This window comes from Bradyrhizobium sp. Bra64, from assembly GCF_024519875.1.
GTDB lineage: Bacteria > Pseudomonadota > Alphaproteobacteria > Rhizobiales > Xanthobacteraceae > Bradyrhizobium > Bradyrhizobium japonicum_G.
On sequence record NZ_JALJRD010000001.1, the window covers coordinates 227,701 to 249,282 of the forward strand.

The following is a 21,582-nucleotide window of genomic DNA, read 5'->3' on the forward strand; positions in this document are numbered from 1 at the left end:
AGGTCGATGTCGTCAGCCAAGACTTCGACGGGGGTCGAGACCGGCCTGACGGCCCTGGCCGTCAGCCTGCGCGGCGTGACCAAGACCTATGACAACGGCATCATGGCGCTCGGCCCGCTCGATCTTGCCGTGCGCAAGGGCGAGTTCATCTCGCTGCTGGGTCCGTCCGGTTGCGGCAAGTCGACCGCGCTGCGGCTGATCGCGGAGCTCAGCGCGCCGTCGTCGGGAATCGTGAGGCTGGGGCGTCACGAGGGCGTACCGCAGCCGGGCCACGGCATCGGCTTCGTGTTTCAGGAACCGACCCTGATGCCCTGGACCAGCGTACGCGAGAACGTGCGATTGCCGCTGAGGCTCGCAGGCGTGGCGAAGGCGGACGCGCGCGCGCGTGCCGATGTGGCGCTCGCCAGCGTCGGGCTTGCCGATTTCGCCGACGCGTTTCCGCGCGAACTCTCCGGCGGGATGAAGATGCGGGTGTCGCTGGCGCGCGCGCTCGTCACCGATCCCGACATCCTGCTGATGGATGAGCCGTTCGCCGCGCTCGACGAGATCACGCGCTTCCGCCTCAACAACGATTTGCTCGCGCTGTGGCGCAGCCTTGGCAAGACCGTCATCTTCGTGACCCATTCGGTGTTCGAATCCGTCTACCTGTCGCAGCGCGTGGTGGTCATGACGGCGCGGCCCGGCCGCATCCAGGCCGACATCCGCATCGAGACGGTCGAGCCGCGCGGCGAGGAATTTCGCACCTCGGCCGCCTATTCCGACTATTGCCGGCGGGTGTCGGCCGCGCTGGCGCCGTCCTATTCGGGGCAACTGGTGCTATGAACGCGCAAGCGACCGTCACCCCGAAACCGCCCGGCGCACGACGCGCGATCCGCTTCGTGCTCCCCGTCATGGTGTTCGCGGCGGGGCTTCTTGCCTGGGAACTCGTGGTCCGCATCAAGGAGATCCCGCCTTACGTGCTGCCGGCGCCCTCGATCATCTTCCTGACGCTGATCAAGGACTGGGCGGTGTTGTCACAATCGCTCGGCGCCACGCTCCTGACCACGCTTGAGGGTTTCGTCGCTGCCAGCATCGGCGGCGTCGCGCTGGCGCTGCTGTTCAACCAGTCGAAATGGGTGGAATATTCGCTATTCCCCTATGCCGTTGTTCTCCAGGTGACGCCGGTGATCGCGATCGCGCCGCTGCTCCTGATTTATCTGGAGCAGCAGACCGCGGTCGTCGTCTGCGCCTTCATCGTCGCCTTCTTCCCGGTGCTGTCCAACACCACGCTCGGGCTCAATTCGGTCGACCGCAATCTCGCCGGCCTGTTCCAGCTCTATGGCGCCTCGCCACAGCAGACCCTGCGCTTTCTCAAGCTGCCGGCGGCGCTGCCCTACATTCTCGGCGGCCTGCGCATTGCCGGCGGCCTGTCGCTGATCGGCGCGGTCGTGGCCGAGATCGCGGCGGGAACGGCCGGCGCGGGCTCCGGGCTCGCCTACAGGATCGCCGAATCCGGCTATCGATTGAACATACCCCGCATGTTCGCGGCGCTGCTGCTGTTATCGCTGGCCGGGATTGTCATCTATGGGGTGCTGGCGCTAGTTTCCCACCTCGTTTTACGGCGCTGGCATGAGAGCGCGCTTGGAAAGGAAAACTGATGACCACCGGTTCGATTTCGTCCGAAAAGATCGACCTTTTGATCTATGGGCCGGTGCGGCCGATCCTCGAGAACGGGTTTTCCGATCATTTCGTCGTGCACAAGGCCGAGACGCGCGGTGACCTCGAGCGGCTGACGCCGGCGATCCGCGAAAAGATCCGCGGCGTGGCGGTGACCTATCACACGGTGCGCGCCGACAAGGATTCGCTGTCGCAATTGCCGAAGATCGAGATGGTGGCGAGCTTCGGTGTCGGCTACGACCACATCGACGCCAAATACGCGGCCGAGCACAGCATCATCGTCACCAACACGCCCGACGTGCTGACCGAGGAGGTCGCCGACGTTGCGATGGGCCTTCTGATCTCCACCGTGCGCGAGTTCATCAAGGCCGACCGTTACGTGCGTTCAGGCCTCTGGCAGACCCAGAACTATCCGCTCAGCGTCGGCTCGCTGCGCGACCGCAAGGTCGGCATCGTCGGCATGGGCCGGATCGGCCAGGCCATCGCGCGCCGGCTCGATGCCTCGCTGGTGCCGGTGGTCTATCACTCCCGCAATCCGTCGAAGGACGTCTCCTACAAGCACTACCCCGATTTGATCGAGATGGCGAAGGCGGTGGACACGCTGATGGTGATCGTGCCCGGCGGCGCCGCGACCGAAAAGATGATCAACGCCGAGGTGCTCAAGGCGCTCGGCCCGCGCGGCGTGCTGGTCAACGTGGCGCGCGGCTCTGTGGTCGACGAGGCGGCGCTGGTCCAGGCACTGAAGTCCGGCACCATTCTCGCCGCCGGTCTCGACGTGTTCGCGGCCGAGCCGACCGTGCCGGACGAGCTCAAGTCCATGCAGAACGTCGTGCTGCTGCCGCATATCGGCTCGGCCTCGGTGGTGACGCGCAACGCGATGGACCAACTCGTGGTCGACAACCTCAAGGCCTGGTTCGGCGGCAAGGCGCCGTTGACGCCGGTGGCGGAAACGCCGTTCAAGGGACGCTGATGAGAGTTCTTCGGGTCGTCGCACTGGCTATCGCGGCATGTATTGCCGCGATCAGCCTTGCTCGGACGAGCCCTGCATTGGCGCAGGATACGACGACCCTGAAGAAGGAGATGCCCGGGCAGTGGGAGCTCTCGACCACCGAGCGCAGCAAGACCTGTGTCGTCACGCTCAAGGCTGACGCCGCCGCACAAGGCTTCAAGCTCGAACTGGAGCCGGCCTGCAAGGCCACGCTGCCTTTCACCAAGGACATCGTCGCCTGGAGCGTCAGGGGTCTCGACATCGTCCGTTTGCAGGATGCAACCGGTGAAGCCGTGATCGACTTCACCGAGGTCGAGGCCGGCATCTTCGAAGGCCTGCGCCAGGGCGAGGGCGTCTACATCCTGCAGGATCTTGCCGCCGCACGGTCGATGGCCAAGTCGATGGACCAGATGATCGGGGACTGGGCGATGGTGCGCGGCAACGGCCAGCCGGTGTGCGGGCTGACGCTGACCAACACGGAAGCCGGCCAGGACAATTTCCAGGTCTTCCTCAAGCCGAAATGCGATGCGGCCATCGCACAGTTCAATCCGACGCAATGGCGGCTCGAACGCGGCCAGATCATCCTGCTGTCGAAGTCCGGCGATGTCTGGCAGTTCGAGGCCGACGACAACGCGCAGTGGCGGCGCGTCCCCGACACCGCCGATCCCCTGATCATGCTGCGTCAGTAGGCGCCGCGAGCGTGCTCGGCCTGCCACGGTTCGCCCGGCAATGCAGAGCATCGTCCGGAGACGCGCGCTTTGGCGGGCTCCTCACCATGAGGGTCTGATATCTCGCCGCGAAACGCGACCTCATCCTGAGGGCCCCGCCGGAGGCGGGCGTCTCGAAGGATGGCCGCAGGTTATGTCGTCGGCTCGGCACATGTGAAGTGGGTTACAGCGTCGGCAGGAAAATCAGGGCAGGATCGGGACCGCAGGGCGACCGCGCGCGAGGGAACCGGGAGGAAGGCTCCTTCCGTTAGCGATGCGGGAAGTCCGGCAAGGAGTTTTGCATGAGCAGGCGCGTCCTCGCGATCGGCATCGAACCGGGCAATGCGGACTACAGCGCGTTCCCGCAAGTCACGCCCGAGCTCGTGCGCACCTACATCGATGCGCAATTGCTGCGCCTGCGCGATCTCGGCTACGAGGTCACGAGTTGCCTGATCGATCTCGACGCCACGGCGGAAGCCGGAGTCACGGCGGCGCTGCGCGACGAGAGCTTCGGCTGCATCCTGATCGGCGCGGGTCTGCGTGAGCCGAGGGAGCGCCTGCTGCTATTCGAGAAGGTGCTCAACCTCGTCCATCGCCTGGCGCCGAATGCGGCGATCTGCTTCAACACCTCGCCCGCCGACACCGCCGAAGCCGTGCAGCGCTGGATCTACACGTGATGGAGCACGGCGTTCACATCCTTGCAGCGACAGCGTTGGTTCCCGAAAACAGGATTGAAACGACTTGGCGTCCGTGCAATTGTAGCGTGTATCACGACGGGATATTGAGCGTCGCGACATCCGAATTGACATAAGCGGTTTTTGCTTTCGGTCGCCGAAGCGCCGGAAGCCTGATGAATTTCAAAAAGCGCGCGCTCCGCATGTGATGCGAGCACGTGTCTGGATGCGGGAGTAGTTTCCGTATGGTGCGCAAGAAGCCGGCGAGCGAAAAGGCTAGCGACACGAGTGCTAGCGACACAAGGGCTGGCGAGACAAAGGCTAATGCGGGCGATGTCAGGCGAGTCCTGACCAAGACCTCGATCGCGCCCGATCTGCTCGCCGTCATGGATGGCGGCCCGAAGAGGAAGACCGCAGCAAGAGCCGCTGCCGCGGAGCCTACGTTCAAGGTGATCATCGAATTCAACCGGAGTTTTCCGGGGGGAATCGGCGGCGCACGGCTTGTCTTGCTGTGGGCCTACAGCAAGGCGCGCGGGCTGGCGGACCCGGCGGTCCAGATGAAGCTTCTTCCCGCGTTCGGGCCCGCCGCATCCCGCTTCGATCCGTCGCTGATGGCCATGTTCGATCCGTCCGACGATATCGACATCGAGAAGTCGATGTGGACGGATAATTACGTTTTCGCAAGGCTGACCAGCAAGACGATCGGCACTCTCTCGGATTGCAAGCCGGCGGATGTGAGCAGTTCCCAATCGTCGGCAGCGGCTGAGAAGCCGATCGCGCTGATCTACAAGATCTGGCGAGATCACGAGATCAAGCGTTGCGTCTATGAGTCGGTGCGAACGATCAAGTGCGACGCGGCGTTCAATACCTTTCAAGCAGGCGGAAAGGGGATTGTCTGGGCGGTCGCCGATACCGGCATCGACGCAACTCATCCGCACTTCCAGTCGCTCGAAACCACCAAGCTTCCGGATGGGCTCCTGCACAAGGATTTTACGGAGCCGCATCCGAATGATCCCGATGCGTCCCAGGCCGCAGCTCTGACCGATCAGGACGGGCATGGCACACATGTCGCCGGCATCATCGCCGGGCTGACATGCCGCAAGCAGGACAACCTGCCCGGGATCGAGACGGCAATCGCGACAATAAGCATCAGGACGGAGGTCCGGGACAGCAAGGGGAATGTCAGCAAGGTCAATGTCGAGCATAAGAAGCCGATCGCGGGATTGGCGCGCGACTGCAAGCTCGTCAGTCTGAAAGTGCTTGCCGATGGTGAGTCGGGCGATCTCAGCAACCTGCTGGCCGCGCTCGGCTATATTCAGCGCTGCAACGACAACGGACGGAGCCTGAAGATTCACGGCGTGAATCTCAGCCTCGGCTATCCGTTCGATCCCGAATGGTTTGCGGCCGGGCAGAGCCCTCTTTGCGTCGAGGTCGACCGCCTTGTGCACTCGGGGGTCTGCGTGGTCGTCGCGGCCGGCAATGGTGGATACGGTGTCGTCAGCGGCTATTACGGGGCGGCCGAGCGCGCGGCGCACATGGGGACGATCGCGGATCCCGGCAATGCGAGCCTTGCGATCACGGTGGGATCGACCCATCGCGACATGCCCCACACGTTCGGTGTTTCGTTCTTCTCGGCCAAGGGCCCGACCTCGGACGGCCGGATGAAGCCCGATCTGGTCGCGCCGGGCGAGCGCATCGTCTCCTGCGCTTTGATGAAAGGCGCTGCCGCGAACGAGGCATTGTTTCGAGAGGATTCCGGGACCAGCATGGCCGCCCCCCACGTTTCGGGCGCGATCGCGGCCTTTCTGTCGGTCCGCAACGAGTTCCTCGGGCAGCCCGAACAGGTGAAGGACATCTTCGTCGCGGCTGCGACCAATATAAAGCGCCGGCCCGAATTCCAGGGGGCCGGCCTGCTCGATCTGCTGCGCGCTTTGCAATCCGTCTAGGGAGGACGCCCATGAGCAATGTTCCGTCGATTTGGCTGGAGTTTGACGAGAATGGTGCAATCGACGCGGGCATCGCAGCGCAGCTCACGGCATTGCTCGGCAAGCCGGGAATCGAGGACCTGGTGGTGATGTCCCACGGCTGGAAGAACGACAAGAACGATGCGACGAAGCTGTACGGGACCCTCTGGGCGAACGCCGCCGGCAATCTGCCGGCTGGCCGCGCGGACAAGATCGTCGTCGCCGGCGTGCTGTGGCCCGCCAAGGCGTTTCAGACCGACTTCGATGCCGCTGCGATCACGGATGTCGGCACGCCAGGCACGCTTTCCGCTTCCGGAGGCACTTCGGCTTCAGACCTGCCTCAGCAGGAGTTCGACGCGTTATTGGCGGACTTCGCCCGTTTCATGGGGCCGTCCGCGGCGCAGACCATCGCCGCCGCGCGCACCGCTGCCCAGCACTTGAACCCCGACGCCTCGCACGATCTTGCCAAGCAAGCCGCAGCAGCGGCCGGGGTAGATGCACACTCGCCCGACAAGGAACTTCGGGGCGATGCCACCCGTATAGCGCGCGCCGCCGCCGATCGTACCGAGGCACAGTTTCTGCTCGGCAGCCTTACCACGCCACCCGTGCTGAAGCTCGCGCCGAAGGTCGGCGGTGCCATGGGTCTCAGCAGTGCCGTGCATGGCTTTTTCACCGGCGCGCGCGCTGCTGTCGGCCGCTTCCTCAACCAGCTCACCTACTACGAGATGAAAAAGCGTGCCGGCGTCATCGGTGTCAGCCTGATCGACAAGGTTCTTGGAAAGCTCACGCCTTCGCATCCGATCAGGGTGCATCTGGTCGGCCACAGCTTTGGTGGGCGATTGGTCACGGCGGCCGCCAATCGCTGGGCTGCGGTGCCGAATCTGGAGCTGTTTTCGCTCACGATCCTGCAGGGTGCCTATTCCCACAATGCCATGTCTCATCAGGTCGCGGGAGCATTTCCGAACGTGGTCGGCAAGCCGACCGGGCCAATCGCGATCACGCACACCCACAACGACCTTGCGTGTACGCTCGCTTATGCGATCGCATCGCGTTTTTCGCGTGACACCACCCAAGGCGTCGGAGATGCGAGCGACGAGTTCGGCGCGATGGGTGCAAACGGGCCCCAGAAACTCGAGCCGGGCGCAAGCGAGCCCGACAACATCACCCAAGTGTTCGCGCCCAAGCGAGGCAAGGTCAACACGTTCCTGGCCGACGCATATATCCTCAAGACGAACCAAACGGACGCTCACAACAACGTCACCAATGCGGTCGTCGGGCAACTTCTTGCCAGTGTCATCCAGGCATGATCCTGCCGTGAGAAGCCTTGGCATTTTGCGTACGGTCATTCCGCGAAGGTAGGGTGTCTCATGCCAGCATCGCTGCGGGGCGTCATCCTTGATTTCGACGGGCCGGTCTTCGACGGCCGCGCCGCCAGCCAGAAGGCGCTGACAACAACTTTCGATCTGTATGAGCCGACGGTCGGACGGCCCGACATCGCGGTCAATACGTTGCCGCTTTACGGTCCCAATGCACTGATCGCGCTTGCCTACGCAGATATTCCCGCAGCTGCCGCGAAACTTACGGAAATCTGCGACTTCTATCGCAAGACGGTCAAAGCCTGCGAACGTCAGGGCAAGATCGTCAGCGGGGTTCAGACGCTTCTTCAGGATCTCAAGGGGCGTGACATCAAATGCGCGATACTCTCGTCGCGCGAGACGGCCGAACTGGTCGATCTGGTGACCCATTTCGGTCTGCACGGCGTCATCGACGAGATCTGGGGAAAAGATGCGCCGTCGGGCGCCAAGCCAAACCCCGAGGCGGTTCGGGCCCTGGCCGGAAAAATGAACGTCGCGCCGAATGAACTGGTCTACATCGGCGATTCCGATCGCGACTACGACGTCACCCAAGGCACCGGCGTCGCTTACTACCATGCCGCCTGGACCGGCGAGCCGAGCAGTCGCGCCTACACCGGCTGTCGTGCCTTGCTACGCAACGTCGCTGATCTCGAAGCTGTTCTGCGCGACACGCCCGCCCCACAGCTCGGGTCGCACCGGAACATGCCCTCGACCCTGAAGGGCGCCATCCGGGTCGATCGCCTGGTGTTCTATGCCGGCGCCGGAGTTTCCGTCCAATCCGGCATCGGCGGCTGGAATGATCACTACTTTCCGATCCTGCAACAGTTGAAAATGAGCCTGTGGGCGGGGCAAACGACGTACAGCCTGCCGCAATTGCTGCAACTGGTCGCCGCCGAATCGGCGCGCTCGCAAGACGTTTACGAGCGCTTCAAGCAGAGCTTTGCGAACCGCAAGCAAAAGCGGCCGAACGCCTATCATTATGCGATGATGCGGTCTGGTGCGTCGCGGATCTGGACCACCAATTATGATCAGTTGTTCGAAGCCGCATTGGCGAGCGGCAATTTCCCGCACTCCGTCGTGACGGACGACGGCACGCTGCTGGAGAATTTTGCCAACAGCCATCTGATCGTCAAGATGAACGGAGACTTCGAGCACTCCCGGTACGCCAACAATCTCGACTGGGATCTCGTTTTCCTGGAGGAGCAGTTCGATCTGGCCGAACGCCACCGCCGGGAGATATGGCGCCTGTTCGAGGACGATTACCGCAGCAGCTGCATGGTGTTCGTCGGCACCTCCTTCACCGACCCGGCCCTGCGCCGGCTTTTGTCCAGCGCCGCCAAGGCGGTGCCCCGTACCCGTTTCTGGCACCACCTTCTGGTGAAGGCGGCCGAGCATCCTGCCGACCGGATCGTCGAGGCCATGTATGTCGAGAATTTGAGACGCATGCGCATCGAGACGCACCTCTTCAAGGAGTATTCCGACATCGAACGCTGGGTGCGGCAGATCGCCGTGATCGCGAACAGGCCGATCGTCGGATTCGGCGGCACCGCCAAGCAGGAGGACGGTGTGCTGGTGCCGGATGGTGTCCTCGATGGCGGGACCATCACGACGTCCGACATCGGGACGCTCTGTGAACGGATGGGACGCGCCCTGGTGCGGCGCGACTTCCGGGTGACGTCCGGCCATGGCCCCGGCGTGGGCATTCCCGTGGTCGAGGCGGCCTTCGAGGAAAACCCGAGCGCCGCGCGATTCTACCTGCGCAAACGCGGCAGCAGCCAGTTCAGTCGCACCGCGCCGGCGGTGGTGGTGTCTGACGGAGATGCCGGTCGTCCCGACGGAGAGTTCGGTCGCATGCGGGAACGATTCGTCAGCGAGCTCGACGTGCTCGTCGTCATGGGCGGGCCGTCGCGCGAGGGAAAACCATCCGGGACGGAGACCGAGATCAACATGGCATTGGACCGGTCGATCCCAGTCGTCATTCTCAAGCAGGCCGGTGGAAGCGCCGCGCGGCGTAAAGCGGAGATGATGGGCAACCTCGGAGTGACGTATTCCGATCCGAAGGTCGCCAGCCTGGTCCGAAAGGTCAACGAGGAGCTCGATGCGGTCGCGCCCGGGGCATTGCCGGCCTATGTCGACACCACCCTCGTCGATCAGATCGAGGATCTGATCGCGGTCTCGATCGGCAGCGAGGGACGTCGCGCCGGCGATGACGACGGCGTTGCCGACCAGCGGAGATGGTGATGTCCGAGCCGGCGCGGAGCGATCTTGCGAGCGTCATCGCCGATCTCAAGGACTGGTTTCGCGCCTATTCCGTCCACCCGGCCTGCGTCGACGTCGCCTTCATCGGAAACACCAGCGGGCAATATCCATCGACGCCCGGATTGATGGTGGATTTCGACGCTTTTGTTTTCGTCGCGGCGATGAATGACGCGGCCGGCCAACCCCTGGCCGGGCTGCGTGAGCAATGGACCGGCATCTGCAACGCGCGAGGGATTGATTTCGAGCTGCGCATCGTCGAAGGACCCTACAAGCCGCCGGTCGCTGTTCTGCACCGGCCGGTCGTCGTGGTTCATCTCGGCGTCTTCACCGAGCAGCTCTATCTCGCCGCGCCGCCGCTCAAGCGCTGGGCGTGGCGAAAATACATCTGCGAGCGCGAGCCGGGACGTTTGGCCCGCATGGCACCGTCACAACCGACGCTTGCCGAGTTCGTCACCGGCCCCAAGGGCCTGCGCGAGCGATGCGCGGCGATCGAGGCCGGCTCCGTGACGATGACGGAATGGCTGCTGCCCGGCCTGCAAACCAGATCCTTCGTCGTCACGCAGGATGACGCCAACTTCGCCGAATGCTGCTTTGCCTATGCCGCCAATACGGCGCGAAATCACGCCCGGACGCTTGGCCTGGCCGAAGCCGATCAGCTTGCAAATTCCGAGTTCTTCCCCTGGTACGCCGAAGCGGTCTTTCGCTGTCCCGAGCTTGTCGATCTGATGAACGACAAGGCCGCCTGCCGGGATCGAGGCTTCGTCGTGGAGATCGCGCACGCGCGCAGCCTCGCCATCCGCTACATGAGGGCGTTGCAGCAGCATCTGACCCGAGGCGGCTAGCGGACATCTTCCGTCGGGCAGGGGCGGCTCCGCCGGCCATCGGCGATTGTTCTGGTTCGCCTGATCCGCCGCGGCTATGGTGGCCGCGGTGGACAGGAGGGTTGCGGATGCTTCGAGGATTTGGAATCGCGGCATGCCTGGCGGTAGCGATGGCGATGCCGGTGCATGAGGCGGTCGCCCAGGATGCCGTGGGCGGCGCCATCATCGGCGGTGTCGGCGGAGCGATCGTCGGCGGCGTGCTGGGCGGCGGCCGCGGCGCCGCAATCGGTGCCGTCGTCGGTGCCGGCACGGGCGCGGCAATCGCCTCCGAGGGCGAGCGCCGCCGCTCCGGCTATTACGCCTATCAGCGCGGCTGCTACATGCAGCGTCCCGACGGCCGCTATGTCCCGGTCGATCCGCGGTATTGCTACTGAGGCCCGGACGAGGCGCGCGCGCTTCAGCTTTTCGCCGCCGGCTCCGGCATGATCTGGAGCAGCGGCTCCGGCCGGATCGAAATCTGGCCGGCGAACGGCCGGTCATGCGCGGCGATCAGCAGGACCGAGGTGGCGACGCCGGTCGCGAACAGGCCCATCGCAATCGCCGATCCCAGGCGGTTGTCGCAATGAACGAGGCCGATCACCAGCAGCGCGCAGGCCGCCTGGAGATACAGGCACCACCATTTGACCGGATTCACGGCGGCGAGGCTGACGATGATCCGCTGCCGCCGCGCATCCAGCGCCTGCTCCAGCGTGGCGATGAGCTCGCGCTGCACATTCGCCTGACCCGTACCCTGCGGCGTCATCGTGACGACGAGCTGCAGGGCTTCGGCGAGCGGCGGCGGCGTCACCTTCAGCGACACCTCCTGATGCGCCATCATCGGCCATTCCAGCGCGACGGCCTGTTCGACATAGGCGCGCACCAGGCCGCGCAGCTTCGTTTCCTGCTCCGCCGGCAGGCCGGCGGCCAGCAGCACGGTGCCTCGCAGGGCGCTGGCCTCGCGGCTGACCGCGGCGCCGGCGCGGTCACCGTCGCCCCAGACCTGCGCGGCGGTAAAGGCGACGAACAGGCCGAAGATGATACCGAGCACCGGCAGCATGCCCGGCGATATCGCTTTCAGCGATGTCGCGCGCTCACCCGTCGCGGCCAGCGCGACGGCTGCGAAGATGGCCGCGCCCAGAAGATAGGTGAAGCCGAAGATGACCAGCGCCATCAACGGCAGCGGCAGATTGTGCAGCCAGTCGCTCATGCTGTTCTTGTCATGTGATTCGACGATCTAGATCAACCGCATCCCGCGCAAGCTGGCGTGGCCGCTTCTGCCGACGATGATATGGTCATGCACGGCAATCCCCAGCGGCTTGGCGATGTCGATGATGGCCTTGGTCATCTGGATGTCGGCCTGCGAGGGCGAAGGATCGCCTGAGGGGTGGTTGTGCACCAGGATCAGCGCGGTTGCCGAAAGCTCGAGCGCGCGCTTGATCACCTCGCGCGGATAGACCGGGGTGTGGTCGACCGTGCCGGTCTGCTGCACCTCGTCGGCGATGAGCTGGTTGCGCTTGTCGAGGAAGAGCAGGCGAAACTGCTCCTTGTCGGCGAACGCCATGCTGGAGCGGCAATAGTCGATCACCTCGTTCCAGGACGACAGCGCGTTGCGGCTGTTGACCTCGCCCTTGGCGACGCGGTGCGCCGCCGCGGCGATCAGCTTGAGCTGGTGGATCGCGGATTCGCCGATGCCGTCAACCTCGCGCAAGCGCGCGACCGGCGCATGAACGACTTCCGCGAAGGAGCCGAAGGTCTTGATCAGCATCTTCGCCAGCGGCTTGGTGTCGCGCCGCGGCAGGGCCGGAAACAACGCCATCTCCAGCAATTCGTAGTCGCTGAGCGCGTCCGCACCGGCGCTGTAGAAGCGCTCGCGCAGCCGCTCGCGATGGCCGAGATAGTGCGGCGCGTCCTCAGGCTTGCTCTTGTCGTGGTCGGTTTTGGCGGGCATCGGCCGCCAGCATTGCCGGGGACTATCGTTTTTGCAACCGTCAATTGCGGGGGGCAAGTCTGGTTCACGTCCCGCCGGCGAGCCTTTGCAGGCTCACCCGATCTGTTTCTCGCCGTGCCGTTCCGACAGCGTGAAGATCTCGACGCCGGTGGCGGTCACGCCCACCGAATGCTCGAACTGCGCCGACAGCGAGCGGTCGCGGGTCACCGCGGTCCAGCCGTCGGACAGGATCTTCACATGCGGCTTGCCGAGATTGATCATCGGCTCGATGGTGAAGAACATGCCGGGCTTGAGCTGCACGCCTTCGCCGGGCCGGCCGATATGGATGATGTTCGGCTCGTCGTGGAACATGCGGCCGAGGCCGTGGCCGCAGAAATCGCGCACCACGCTCATGCCCTGCGGCTCGACAAAACTCTGGATGGCGTGGCCGATGTCGCCGGTGGTGGCGCCGGGCTTCACCGCGGCGATGCCGCGCATCATCGCTTCATACGTGACTTCGATCAGCCGCTCGGCCTTGCGCGCGATCGGGCCGATCGCATACATCCGGCTGGAATCGCCATACCAGCCGTCGACGATGAAGGTGACGTCGATATTGACGATGTCGCCCTCCTTCAGTGGACGGTCGCCGGGCATGCCGTGGCAGACCACGTGGTTGAGCGAGGTGCAGGTGGAGTAGCGGTAGCCGCGATACATCAGCGTCGCCGGATAGGCATTGTGGCTGAAGGCGAAGTCGCGGACGAACTGGTCGATGCGCTCGGTCGGCACGCCGGGCCCGACGATGTCGGTGAGCTCGTCGAGGCACTTCGCCACTAGCGCGCCGGCCTTGCGCATGCCGGCAAAGGCGCTCGGCCCATGCAGCTTGATCTGTCCGGTCTTGCGCAGGGAGGTATCGGAGGCTTCGACGTAGCTCATGCGGGGCTGGTCTCGATGTCGGCGGAAAGGCTTGAATTCAGGCCCCAATCTAATGATTGCGGGCTTTCGCGCAAGCCAAGGTTCGCCGCCCTGTGCCCGAAAGCGGGCTCAATTCGGGACTTCTACGGTGGTTTCCACCGGCAGTGCGCCGCCGCGGATGCGGATTTCGCGGACGGGATAGGGAACCCGGATGCCCTCGCGCTTGAAGGCGTCCCACAGCGCCAGCATGACGTCGCTCTTGACGCCGTCCATGCCGTCGGGATCGGCGATCCAGAAGGTCAGCGAGAACTTCATCCCGGCTTCCGCGAACTCGGTCAGGATGGAATTCGGCGGCTTGCCCTTCTGCGCGCGCGGATGGGCGGCGGCGGTCTCTGCGGCGAGCTTGCAGACCAGTCTGGGGTCGGCATCGTAATTGGTGCCGAAGGCGATCTTCACCAGCGTGTTCTTGTCGGTATAGGTCCAGTTGACGACCTTCTGCGTCACCAGATCCTCGTTCGGCACCAGGAATTCGCGGCCGTCGCCGGCGGCGACGGAAATATAACGCGTCTTCATCGCGCTGATCCGCCCGGTATTGTCGCCGATGGTGACGAGGTCGCCCGGCTTCACCGATTTGTCGGCGAGCAGGATGATCCCCGAGATGAAATTGGCGACGATCTTCTGCAGGCCGATGCCGATGCCCACGCCGACCGCGCCGGAGAACACCGCGAGTGCCGACAGGTCGATGCCGACCGCGCCGAGCGCAATGACAATCGCGATGGCCAGAAGTCCGATGCGGATGATCTTGACCAGCAGCACCTGCACCGACGGCGTCAGATCGGTGGTCGAATTGATCCGGCTCTCGGCGAAATTGCTGGCGATGTTGGTGAGCCAGAGTGCGATGAGCAGCAGCGCGCCGGCCTTGATCACGAGCAGGGGTGTCAGCCGCAGGCCGCCGAGCACGATCGCGACGGAATCGAGCAGGTCGACCGTCGCATCGAGCTGGCCGACGATGGAGAGCGCCGCGATGAACCACGCGGTGATCGACACCAGCTTGACGATGAAGGCGTTGCGCAGCACCGAGGTCAGCAGCCGGATCGCGAGCCAGGCGAAGCCGAGCTTGGCGGCGACCATCAGGAGATAGCTCCGGCTCGGCCAGGTCGCGTGGTACATCACCACGCGCGAGACGATCACGAGCAGGGTGAACACCGCGGTCGAGGCGCTGGAGACCATCACCCGGACGAAGTGCCGGAGCGGCAGCGGCCAGCGCATGGCCAGCGACGTAATGTCGACGCGGCTGCGAACGGCGGCTTCCGTGGCATAGGCGATGCCGACCGCGGCCAGAATGAGGCCGAATTGCAGGTAGAACCAGGGTGAGGAGATTTCGGCGCCGACGCTGCGCGCGGTGGTCTGCACGAACTCCATGAAGTCTTTGAGGTCCATGTCCATCGGTCTCGTCGGGGAAGCGGGCGGAAGGAATTGATTCGAGGGAGCCGCAGAATCCCACAAAGGCAGCGGCCCGGCCACCGATACACTGCTAAGTGAAGTGCGTTAAGGCCGCAAAATACGGGCAGATTGCCGCGCGCGGGAGAAAATGGGTTGGCGCGCCGGTGTGGCGACGATAAGGATGCAATTCCAGCGATTTTTACCCGGAAGGTGGATGGCTTCCCTCGACTCCGTCAGCATCGCCATATTGCTCGGCGCCGTCCTCGTCATGGCGGGCATCCTGTCGAGCCTGCTTGCACTGCGCTTCGGCGCGCCCTTGCTGCTCGTCTTCCTTGCGATCGGCATGCTCGCCGGTGATTCCGGTCCCGGGCAGGTCCAGTTCGACGACGTCCGCACCACCTATCTGGTCGGCTCGGTGGCGCTCGCCCTGATCCTGTTCGACGGCGGCCTGCGGACACGCTTTGCCAGCATCCGCACCGTGCTCGCGCCGTCCGTGGTGCTGGCGACGGTCGGCGTGCTCCTGACCGCGCTGATCACGGCCCCGTTCGCGAAATACGCGCTCGACCTCAACTGGACCGAGTCGCTGCTGGTCGGTGCCGTGGTGGCCTCGACCGATGCTGCCGCCGTGTTCCTGCTGGTGCACACCCAGGGCCTGCGCCTGCGCCCGCGCGTCGGCGCGACGCTGGAGGCTGAATCCGGCACCAACGACCCCTTCGCGATCTTCCTCACGCTCATGCTGGTCGAATACATCTCGCTGGGGTCGAGCTCGGCCGGGCATGTGGCGATGGAGTTCATCCAGGAGGCGGTGCTGGGCGCCATCGTCGGCTTTCTTGGCGGACGTCTCGTCGTCATCGCGCTCAACAAGGTCGCGCTGCCGCAAGGCCTGCATGCGCCGTTCGTGACCACGGCCGCGCTCGTGATCTTCGGCGGCTCGCAGATCATGCACGCCTCGGGATTCCTCGCGGTCTATCTCGCCGGCATCATCATCGGCAACCGGCCGACGCGCGCGCATAATTCGGTGGTGGCTTTCCTGGATGCGGCGACCTGGCTGGCGCAGATCGTGATGTTCGTGCTGCTCGGCCTGCTGGTGTCGCCGAGCCGGCTCGGCACCAGCGTGCTGCCGGCGGTCGGTGTCGCATTCGTGCTGATGCTGGTGGCGCGGCCGATCGCGGTGTTCGTGTGCCTTTCGCCGTTCCGCTTCAACTGGCGTGAAAAGATCTTCATCGCCTGGACCGGCCTGCGCGGCGCCGTCGCGATCTTCCTGGCGTCGATCCCGATGCTGGTCGGCCTGTCGAAAGCCTATCTCTATTTCGACGTGGCCTTCGTCGTCGTCATCATCTCACTGTTGCTGCAGGGCTGGACGCTGGCGCCCGCCGCGCGCAAGCTGCACGTCGCCTTGCCGCGCGCCGAGCGCGGCCCGCGGCGTGTCGAATTGGACTTGCCCGGCCAGCTCGAGCAGCAGCTCGTCGGCTATCCGGTCCGGCCCAAGAGCCTGTATTTCCGCCGCGGCCTGATCCCGTCCTGGTCCAAGCCGACGCTGGTGATCCGCAACGAGAACATCCTGACGCCGCTGGAGGCCGATCCGATCGCGCCCGGAGACTACATCTATCTGCTGGCGCCGCCGGAAAAGGCCGAGTCGCTCGACCGCTTCTTCGTCGATATGCAGCCGAGCTCGACACCCGATCCGCATCTGCTCGGCGACTTCATGGTCTCCGGCGAGCACACGCTCGCCGAGCTTGCCGAAATCTACGGCGTGAAAGTCGGCGAGGACGACGGCAAGCTGACGCTCGCCGACTATTTCGACGTCCATCTCGACCGCGCGCCGAAAGAGGGCGCTGAGCTTGCGCTGGACGAGATCGTGCTGGTCGCACGCAGCATCTCCGGCGGCCGCGTCAGCGTCGTCGGCCTCCGCCTGCCGGAGGAAGAAGAGACGCCGGCGCCGCTGTCTCGCACACAGGCCCTGCGGCGCAAGCTGGCGGATTTGTGGACCTCGGTAGCGGGGGTTTAGCGCCGTCTTCACCCTCCCCCTCCGGGGAGGGTAAGAGCCGCCAATGCGGCACGACTCACACCCCAGCCGGCACCACTTCCTTCCAATGCCGCGCGATCGCCGCGCGCGGCGCGATCCACGCTGCGCCGCTTCCGGTGATATGCGTGAGAATCCGCTCCAGCGCGCCGATACGGCCGGGGCGGCCGATCATGCGCAGATGCAGGCCGATCGACATCATCTTTGGCGCCGTCTCGCCCTCGCGGCGAAGCCATTCGAAGGCGTCGATGACGTAATCGGCGAAATCCGCGCCGTTGAAGCGCGAGGCGTTGTAATACTGCATGTCGTTGGTGTCGAAGGCGTAGGGCAGCACGAGGTGCTGCTTGCCGGAGATCTCTTTGTAATAGGGCAGGTCGTCATTATAGGCGTCGCTGTCGTAGAGGAAGCCGCCATCCTCGACCAGCAGGCGGCGCGTGTTCGGCGAGGTCGCCGAGCGCGTGTGCCAGCCGACCGGGCGTTGTCCGGTGACGCGTTCGATCGTCGCGACCGTCCTCGCAATGACTTCGCGTTCGTCCGCTTCATCCATCCCGGCGTGGCTCTGCCAGCGCCAGCCATGCGCGGAGACTTCGTGGCCGCGCGCGACGGCGTCGCGCGCCAGCTCCGGCAAGCGCTCGACCGCACGGCCGCAGGAGCTCACGGTGACCTTGACCCCGTGCGCGTCGAACAGGTCCATGATGCGCCACCACGCGGCACGCGTGCCGTATTCGAAATGGCTGTCGATGCAGGAATCCGGGCCGTCGAGCCGATGCACGACCTCGTAGATCGCCTCGTTGCCGGCGTCGCCGTCGTTGACGGAGAACTCCGATCCCTCCTCGAAATTCACCACCAGCGACACCGCGACGCGCGCGCCGTTCGGCCAGCGCGGATTCGGCGGCGTGCCGCGGTATCCGGCGAAGTCGCGTCGTGAGAGAGGATGCTCTGCTTCGCTCATGGGATCAGTCCGAGGTTCCGGCCATGCGGTGCAGGCCGACGACGCGGTCGCTGACGACCAGCAGGATCACTGTGCCCGCGAGGATGAGGGTGGACAGCGCCGCCAGCGTCGGGTCGGGCGCCTCCTCGATATATTGCAGCATCCGGATCGGCAGCGTCTTGGTGCGGACGTCGGCGAGGAAGATCGACACCGGATAGTTGTCGAACGAGGCCAGGAAAGAGAAGATTCCCGCGATCAGGAATGACGGCGCCAGCGCCGGCACCATCACCCGCAGCACGCTGCCGGGATAGGTGCAGCCGAGCGTGCGCGCCGCCTCGATCAGCGTGAAGTCGAACCGCGCAAGCCCCGCGATCATGGTGCGGGCGACGTAAGGCAGCGTGATGACGAGATGAGCCACCAGCAGCGTCGCCCAGGGTGCGGTGAACCCGACGGCGCGAAAGCCCTGCAGCAGCGCGATGCCGAGCACGAGGCCCGGCATCATCAGCGGCGACACCAGCGCGGTCGCGAAGATGCCGGCGCCCGGCAGCTTTCCCCGTGCGATCGCGATCGCCGCGAGCGTGCCGCAGACCAGCGAGATCGCCGTCGAGAACAGCGCGATCTGCAGCGACAGCAGCAGCGACGGCCAGAAGCCGTCGAGCCGCGCGATCCGACCATACCATCGCGTCGATGCGCCCGTCAGCGGCAAATCAAATACCGGCGTCGGCGAGAAGCTCGCGGCGGCGATGACCAGCAGCGGGACGACCAGGAACAGCGCCAGCCCGATCGCCATCACCCAGCAGACGATGATTGCGGTTCGCGTCATCATTTCGGCTCCCGCGACAGGCGCGCGCTCAGCGCGACGATTGCGATCGCGATCGCCAGCAGCACGACGCCCGCCGCAGCGCCGAAGCCGGGTTCACGCGCCAGCAGATAGGCTTTTGCGATCGTGGTCGCGAGCGTCGGGTATTTCTCGCCGATCAGCAGCGTCGGCACCACATAGGCGGAGACCGAGAGCGAGAACACCAGCGCCACGCCCGCGATGATGCCGGGCAAGGTCAGCGGCAGGATCACGCGAAAGAACGTCACGACCGGCGAGGCGCCGAGCGTGGAGGCTGCTTCCGCATAACGCGGATCGAGCTGTGCGACGATCGCGTAGATCGGCAGGATCATGAAGGGCAGGAAGATGTTGACGGCGCCGACGATCAGCGCGGTTTCGGTGAAGATCATCCGGATCGGGTCTTCGATGATGCCGAGCGCCATCAGCGTCTCGTTGACGATGCCGTCGCTGCGCAGCAGGATCGTCCAGGCAAAGGCCTTGACGATGACGCTGGCCGCGAGCGGCAGGAACAGCGTCGCCAGCAGCACCGAGCGCAAAGGCCCGCGGGCGCGCGCCAGCGCGAAGGCGGCGGGGTAGCTGATCAGGAAGGCGATCAGCGTGGTCAAAAGGCCGAGCCGCAACGAATTCCAGATCACGCCGAGATAATAGGGCGTGCCGAGCAGGCGCTTGTAATGCGCAAAGGTCAGCCCGTTGGCGTCGACGATGCTGACGCCCAGCAGCAGCACCAGCGGCAGCGCGAACACGCCGGCGATGATGACGAAGGACGGCAGCACGAATCCAACTGCGGCGAGCCGCTCGCGGTCAACCGCGGGCGCCGACACCGGCGCGGGAAGGGCCGCCTCGGTCATGCCTGCGCCTCCATCGGAAACGCGAAGGTCTCGGCCACAGGCCAGCTCAGGCGAATCTCGTCATGCAGGCGCGGGATCGCGCCGTCACGCCCCGAGAGCTCGGCAAGCAGGCTTTCGCCGGCGCCGGCATCGACCTCGACCAGCGTACGCGAGCCCTGGAACACCACGGAGCGAACGCGCCCCGCCGCGGAGTTGGCTTCGCCCTGTTCGCCCAAGCGAAGCTGCCCGGGGCGCGCAGCGACGATGACGGGGGAGCCTGCCTGGAAATTGCCGAGCGCCGACAGGCGGCCGACCCTGGTCTCGACATCGACTTTGCCGTTGCCTGCCGCCAGGACGGTGCCCGCAATCCGCGTCGACAGCCCGACGAAGTTGAGCGCGAACAGGCTCGCGGGCCGCAAATACAGTTCGCGCGGCTCGGCGAGCTGCTCGATCCGCCCCTTGTTCATGACGGCGACGCGGTCGGACATGGTCAGCGCCTCGTCCTGATCGTGGGTCACGAAGATCGCGGTTGCCTTCACGTCCTGGAGCAGGCGGCGCAGCTCGACCTGCATTTCCTCGCGCAGCTTGCGATCGAGCGCGGAGAGTGCCTCGTCGAACAGCAGCACATCAGGCTCGACCGCGATGGCGCGCGCCAGCGCCACGCGCTGCTGCTGCCCGCCCGACAGCGCCGAGATGCGCCGTCCGGAGAGATGGCCGAGCTTGACCAGCGCCAGCGCGCGCTCGACCGCGATGTCGATCTCGCGCCTGGCCATGCCGCGCACTTTCAATCCGAACGCGACATTGCCGGCGACGGTGAGATGCGGAAACAGCGCGTAACTCTGGAACACCACGCCGACATTGCGCTTGTGCGGCGGCACGTTGGTGATGTCTCGCCCGGCGAGCTCGACCTTGCCGGTGTCGGGCTGTACGAGGCCGGCGATAGCGCGCAGCAGCGTGGTCTTGCCGCAGCCGGAGGGGCCGAGCAGCGTCACCAGCTCGCCGCGCCGGATGGTGAGGTCGATGTGGTCCAGAACCGTCGTCGGCCCGTAGCGCTTGGAGACGCCGCGGACGACGAGATGCGGGCTGCTCTCGCTCATGTCATCTCCTTGCTCCAGCGGTCGACCCACGCGGCGCGGTTCTTGGCGACGAACGCCCAGTCAGGCGCGAACAGCGAGGCGGGATCCGGGAAGCCGGCCGGCGTCGGCGTGCCCTTGTTGGTTGGCGCGACGAAGGCCTTGTCGGCGAGGATGGTCTGTGCCTCCGGGCTCAGGAAGAAGTCGATCACGGCATCGGCGAGATCGCCGGCCGGTGCGCCAGCCACCTTGGCAATGCCTGAGGGCATGGCAAAGCCGCCATCCTGTGGCACGGCGAGATCGACCGGCGAGCCTTCCGCCTTGCGGATCAGTGTGTAGGCGGAAAACTGTCCGCCGATCATCCAGGCCTCGCCCTGCTCCATCAGATTGATGGCCTGCGGCGCGTTGGTATAGACGTTGAGCAGGTTCGCCTTCAGCTCCTTCACCTTCTTGAAGGCGGCGTCGATCTCGTATTGCGCGTCCTTGTAGGGCTTGCCGGTTTCAAGACGCGCGGCCGCGAGCAGAGTCCAGAACCCTTCGGTGTTCGACAGCGACGGCACGATCACCCTCGAGGCATATTTCGCGTCCCACAGGTCCGACCATTTGGCGGGCGCCGTCTTCATGCGCTTGGTCGAGTAGGCGATGCCGGCCCAGGGCCGCTGGTAGTTCGCCCACATGCCGTCCTGATGCACCGAGCCGTCCACGAGCTTGCCGAGATTGGCGATCGACGAGGCCGACATCTTCGTGATCAGGCCGTCGCTGGCTGCCGGCAGCATCACCGGATCGTCCATGATGACCACGGAGATTTTCGGCGCGGCTTTGTCGGCCTGCATCTTCTGGAGATTGGTCAGCGAGTTGGTGCCCTCGTAGAGCACCTTGCAGTCGAGCTTCTTCTCCAGCACCGGAAACAGATCGGCGTTGAAATACTTTGCGGCGCCTGCGGGGCCGCCGATGACGATTTCCTTGGGCGCGGCGCGCAGCCGCGCTGGAGCTGCGATGATCGCGGCAAGGGCCGCGCCGGACTTCAAAACACTGCGTCGGGAGGGGGGGTGCATGGGCATGTCCCGTTTGTTGCGCGTAAAGCTTGCTCCGAGACAGCAGCAAGCACCATGCCAAATGTGCACATTTTTGAGTTCTATAATGAA

At 65.1% G+C, this 21,582-nt stretch carries 20 protein-coding genes; 11 read left to right on the forward strand and 9 right to left on the reverse strand.

What is annotated here, in order from left to right; all coding sequences use genetic code 11:
* Positions 1-6 precede the first annotated feature (6 nt).
* The 10 genes from NR187_RS01060 (at position 7) to NR187_RS01105 (ending at position 10,858) form a co-directional block, all read left to right on the forward strand.
* Positions 7-822 (forward strand): ABC transporter ATP-binding protein, encoded by an 816-nt coding sequence (locus NR187_RS01060; RefSeq protein WP_211386233.1) that lies wholly within the window; start codon positions 7-9, stop codon positions 820-822.
* Positions 819-1,637: an ABC transporter permease gene (locus NR187_RS01065; RefSeq protein ID WP_256805523.1), complete on the forward strand. Its 819-nt coding sequence runs from the start codon at positions 819-821 to the stop codon at positions 1,635-1,637. The genes NR187_RS01060 and NR187_RS01065 overlap by 4 nt, the downstream gene beginning before the upstream one ends.
* The gene (locus NR187_RS01070) at positions 1,637-2,626 is read left to right on the forward strand and encodes a 2-hydroxyacid dehydrogenase (RefSeq protein ID WP_211386235.1); all 990 of its coding nucleotides are present in this window, start codon (positions 1,637-1,639) and stop codon (positions 2,624-2,626) included. The genes NR187_RS01065 and NR187_RS01070 overlap by 1 nt, the downstream gene beginning before the upstream one ends.
* Positions 2,626-3,333 carry an AprI/Inh family metalloprotease inhibitor gene (locus NR187_RS01075; RefSeq protein ID WP_211386236.1) on the forward strand — a complete coding sequence of 236 codons (708 nt, stop codon included), beginning with the start codon at positions 2,626-2,628 and terminating at the stop codon, positions 3,331-3,333. The genes NR187_RS01070 and NR187_RS01075 overlap by 1 nt, the downstream gene beginning before the upstream one ends.
* 320 nt (positions 3,334-3,653) lie before the next feature.
* Positions 3,654-4,028: a hypothetical protein gene (locus NR187_RS01080; protein WP_256805524.1), complete on the forward strand. Its 375-nt coding sequence runs from the start codon at positions 3,654-3,656 to the stop codon at positions 4,026-4,028.
* A 242-nt stretch (positions 4,029-4,270) separates the two neighbouring features.
* Entirely contained in the window at positions 4,271-5,971 is a 1,701-nt protein-coding gene (locus NR187_RS01085) for a S8 family peptidase (protein WP_211386238.1), read from the forward strand.
* A gap of 11 nt (positions 5,972-5,982) precedes the next feature.
* Positions 5,983-7,296, forward strand: a complete 1,314-nt coding sequence (locus NR187_RS01090; protein WP_211386239.1) for a hypothetical protein — start codon at positions 5,983-5,985, stop codon at positions 7,294-7,296.
* 60 nt (positions 7,297-7,356) lie between these two features.
* On the forward strand, positions 7,357-9,585 hold the full coding sequence (locus NR187_RS01095; RefSeq protein ID WP_256805525.1) for an HAD hydrolase-like protein: 2,229 nt from the start codon (positions 7,357-7,359) through the stop codon (positions 9,583-9,585).
* Positions 9,585-10,445, forward strand: a complete 861-nt coding sequence (locus NR187_RS01100) for a hypothetical protein (protein WP_256805526.1) — start codon at positions 9,585-9,587, stop codon at positions 10,443-10,445. Before NR187_RS01095 ends, NR187_RS01100 begins: the two co-directional genes overlap by 1 nt.
* Positions 10,446-10,552: 107 nt before the next feature.
* Positions 10,553-10,858 (forward strand): YMGG-like glycine zipper-containing protein, encoded by a 306-nt coding sequence (locus NR187_RS01105; RefSeq protein ID WP_256805527.1) that lies wholly within the window; start codon positions 10,553-10,555, stop codon positions 10,856-10,858.
* 23 nt (positions 10,859-10,881) lie between these two features.
* Here the strand turns inward: NR187_RS01105 and NR187_RS01110 are convergent, their stop codons facing one another.
* The 4 genes from NR187_RS01110 to NR187_RS01125 all read right to left on the reverse strand — a co-directional run bounded on the left by NR187_RS01110 (position 10,882) and on the right by NR187_RS01125 (position 14,748).
* Complete coding sequence (locus NR187_RS01110; protein WP_211386243.1) at positions 10,882-11,670, reverse strand: DUF4239 domain-containing protein; 789 nt, start codon at positions 11,668-11,670, stop codon at positions 10,882-10,884.
* A gap of 27 nt (positions 11,671-11,697) precedes the next feature.
* Positions 11,698-12,411 carry a DNA repair protein RadC gene (gene radC, locus NR187_RS01115; protein ID WP_211386244.1) on the reverse strand — a complete coding sequence of 238 codons (714 nt, stop codon included), beginning with the start codon at positions 12,409-12,411 and terminating at the stop codon, positions 11,698-11,700.
* A 93-nt stretch (positions 12,412-12,504) separates the two neighbouring features.
* Complete coding sequence (map, locus tag NR187_RS01120; protein WP_211386245.1) at positions 12,505-13,323, reverse strand: type I methionyl aminopeptidase; 819 nt, start codon at positions 13,321-13,323, stop codon at positions 12,505-12,507.
* 108 nt (positions 13,324-13,431) lie between these two features.
* Complete coding sequence (locus NR187_RS01125; RefSeq protein ID WP_256805528.1) at positions 13,432-14,748, reverse strand: mechanosensitive ion channel family protein; 1,317 nt, start codon at positions 14,746-14,748, stop codon at positions 13,432-13,434.
* A gap of 211 nt (positions 14,749-14,959) precedes the next feature.
* Between NR187_RS01125 and NR187_RS01130 the strand changes: the two genes are divergently transcribed.
* Positions 14,960-16,753 carry a potassium/proton antiporter gene (locus NR187_RS01130; RefSeq protein ID WP_256805529.1) on the forward strand — a complete coding sequence of 598 codons (1,794 nt, stop codon included), beginning with the start codon at positions 14,960-14,962 and terminating at the stop codon, positions 16,751-16,753.
* Between the two features lie 55 nt (positions 16,754-16,808).
* Here NR187_RS01130 and NR187_RS01135 read toward each other — a convergent pair whose 3' ends face one another.
* Genes NR187_RS01135 through NR187_RS01155 form a run of 5 tightly spaced genes read right to left on the reverse strand, consistent with a single transcriptional unit; the run spans position 16,809 to position 21,492 of the window.
* Positions 16,809-17,720 carry a polysaccharide deacetylase family protein gene (locus NR187_RS01135; RefSeq protein ID WP_211386248.1) on the reverse strand — a complete coding sequence of 304 codons (912 nt, stop codon included), beginning with the start codon at positions 17,718-17,720 and terminating at the stop codon, positions 16,809-16,811.
* Between the two features lie 4 nt (positions 17,721-17,724).
* On the reverse strand, positions 17,725-18,522 hold the full coding sequence (locus NR187_RS01140) for an ABC transporter permease (protein WP_211386249.1): 798 nt from the start codon (positions 18,520-18,522) through the stop codon (positions 17,725-17,727).
* The gene (locus NR187_RS01145) at positions 18,522-19,385 is read right to left on the reverse strand and encodes an ABC transporter permease (protein ID WP_211386250.1); all 864 of its coding nucleotides are present in this window, start codon (positions 19,383-19,385) and stop codon (positions 18,522-18,524) included. Before NR187_RS01145 ends, NR187_RS01140 begins: the two co-directional genes overlap by 1 nt.
* Positions 19,382-20,461 (reverse strand): ABC transporter ATP-binding protein, encoded by a 1,080-nt coding sequence (locus tag NR187_RS01150; protein WP_256805532.1) that lies wholly within the window; start codon positions 20,459-20,461, stop codon positions 19,382-19,384. Before NR187_RS01150 ends, NR187_RS01145 begins: the two co-directional genes overlap by 4 nt.
* Positions 20,458-21,492: an extracellular solute-binding protein gene (locus tag NR187_RS01155; RefSeq protein ID WP_256805533.1), complete on the reverse strand. Its 1,035-nt coding sequence runs from the start codon at positions 21,490-21,492 to the stop codon at positions 20,458-20,460. The genes NR187_RS01150 and NR187_RS01155 overlap by 4 nt, the downstream gene beginning before the upstream one ends.
* Positions 21,493-21,582 lie beyond the last annotated feature (90 nt).

Bases quoted from the DNA above. Each gene is read 5' to 3' on its own strand.
- NR187_RS01060 (WP_211386233.1), top strand. From the start codon at position 7: ATGTCGTCAGCCAAGACTTCGACGGGGGTCGAGACCGGCCTGACGGCC.
- NR187_RS01065 (WP_256805523.1), top strand. From the start codon at position 819: ATGAACGCGCAAGCGACCGTCACCCCGAAACCGCCCGGCGCACGACGC.
- NR187_RS01070 (WP_211386235.1), top strand. From the start codon at position 1,637: ATGACCACCGGTTCGATTTCGTCCGAAAAGATCGACCTTTTGATCTAT.
- NR187_RS01075 (WP_211386236.1), top strand. From the start codon at position 2,626: ATGAGAGTTCTTCGGGTCGTCGCACTGGCTATCGCGGCATGTATTGCC.
- NR187_RS01080 (WP_256805524.1), top strand. From the start codon at position 3,654: ATGAGCAGGCGCGTCCTCGCGATCGGCATCGAACCGGGCAATGCGGAC.
- NR187_RS01085 (WP_211386238.1), top strand. From the start codon at position 4,271: ATGGTGCGCAAGAAGCCGGCGAGCGAAAAGGCTAGCGACACGAGTGCT.
- NR187_RS01090 (WP_211386239.1), top strand. From the start codon at position 5,983: ATGAGCAATGTTCCGTCGATTTGGCTGGAGTTTGACGAGAATGGTGCA.
- NR187_RS01095 (WP_256805525.1), top strand. From the start codon at position 7,357: ATGCCAGCATCGCTGCGGGGCGTCATCCTTGATTTCGACGGGCCGGTC.
- NR187_RS01100 (WP_256805526.1), top strand. From the start codon at position 9,585: ATGTCCGAGCCGGCGCGGAGCGATCTTGCGAGCGTCATCGCCGATCTC.
- NR187_RS01105 (WP_256805527.1), top strand. From the start codon at position 10,553: ATGCTTCGAGGATTTGGAATCGCGGCATGCCTGGCGGTAGCGATGGCG.
- NR187_RS01110 (WP_211386243.1), bottom strand. From the start codon at position 11,670: ATGAGCGACTGGCTGCACAATCTGCCGCTGCCGTTGATGGCGCTGGTC.
- radC (WP_211386244.1), bottom strand. From the start codon at position 12,411: ATGCCCGCCAAAACCGACCACGACAAGAGCAAGCCTGAGGACGCGCCG.
- map (WP_211386245.1), bottom strand. From the start codon at position 13,323: ATGAGCTACGTCGAAGCCTCCGATACCTCCCTGCGCAAGACCGGACAG.
- NR187_RS01125 (WP_256805528.1), bottom strand. From the start codon at position 14,748: ATGGACATGGACCTCAAAGACTTCATGGAGTTCGTGCAGACCACCGCG.
- NR187_RS01130 (WP_256805529.1), top strand. From the start codon at position 14,960: ATGGCTTCCCTCGACTCCGTCAGCATCGCCATATTGCTCGGCGCCGTC.
- NR187_RS01135 (WP_211386248.1), bottom strand. From the start codon at position 17,720: ATGAGCGAAGCAGAGCATCCTCTCTCACGACGCGACTTCGCCGGATAC.
- NR187_RS01140 (WP_211386249.1), bottom strand. From the start codon at position 18,522: ATGACGCGAACCGCAATCATCGTCTGCTGGGTGATGGCGATCGGGCTG.
- NR187_RS01145 (WP_211386250.1), bottom strand. From the start codon at position 19,385: ATGACCGAGGCGGCCCTTCCCGCGCCGGTGTCGGCGCCCGCGGTTGAC.
- NR187_RS01150 (WP_256805532.1), bottom strand. From the start codon at position 20,461: ATGAGCGAGAGCAGCCCGCATCTCGTCGTCCGCGGCGTCTCCAAGCGC.
- NR187_RS01155 (WP_256805533.1), bottom strand. From the start codon at position 21,492: ATGCACCCCCCCTCCCGACGCAGTGTTTTGAAGTCCGGCGCGGCCCTT.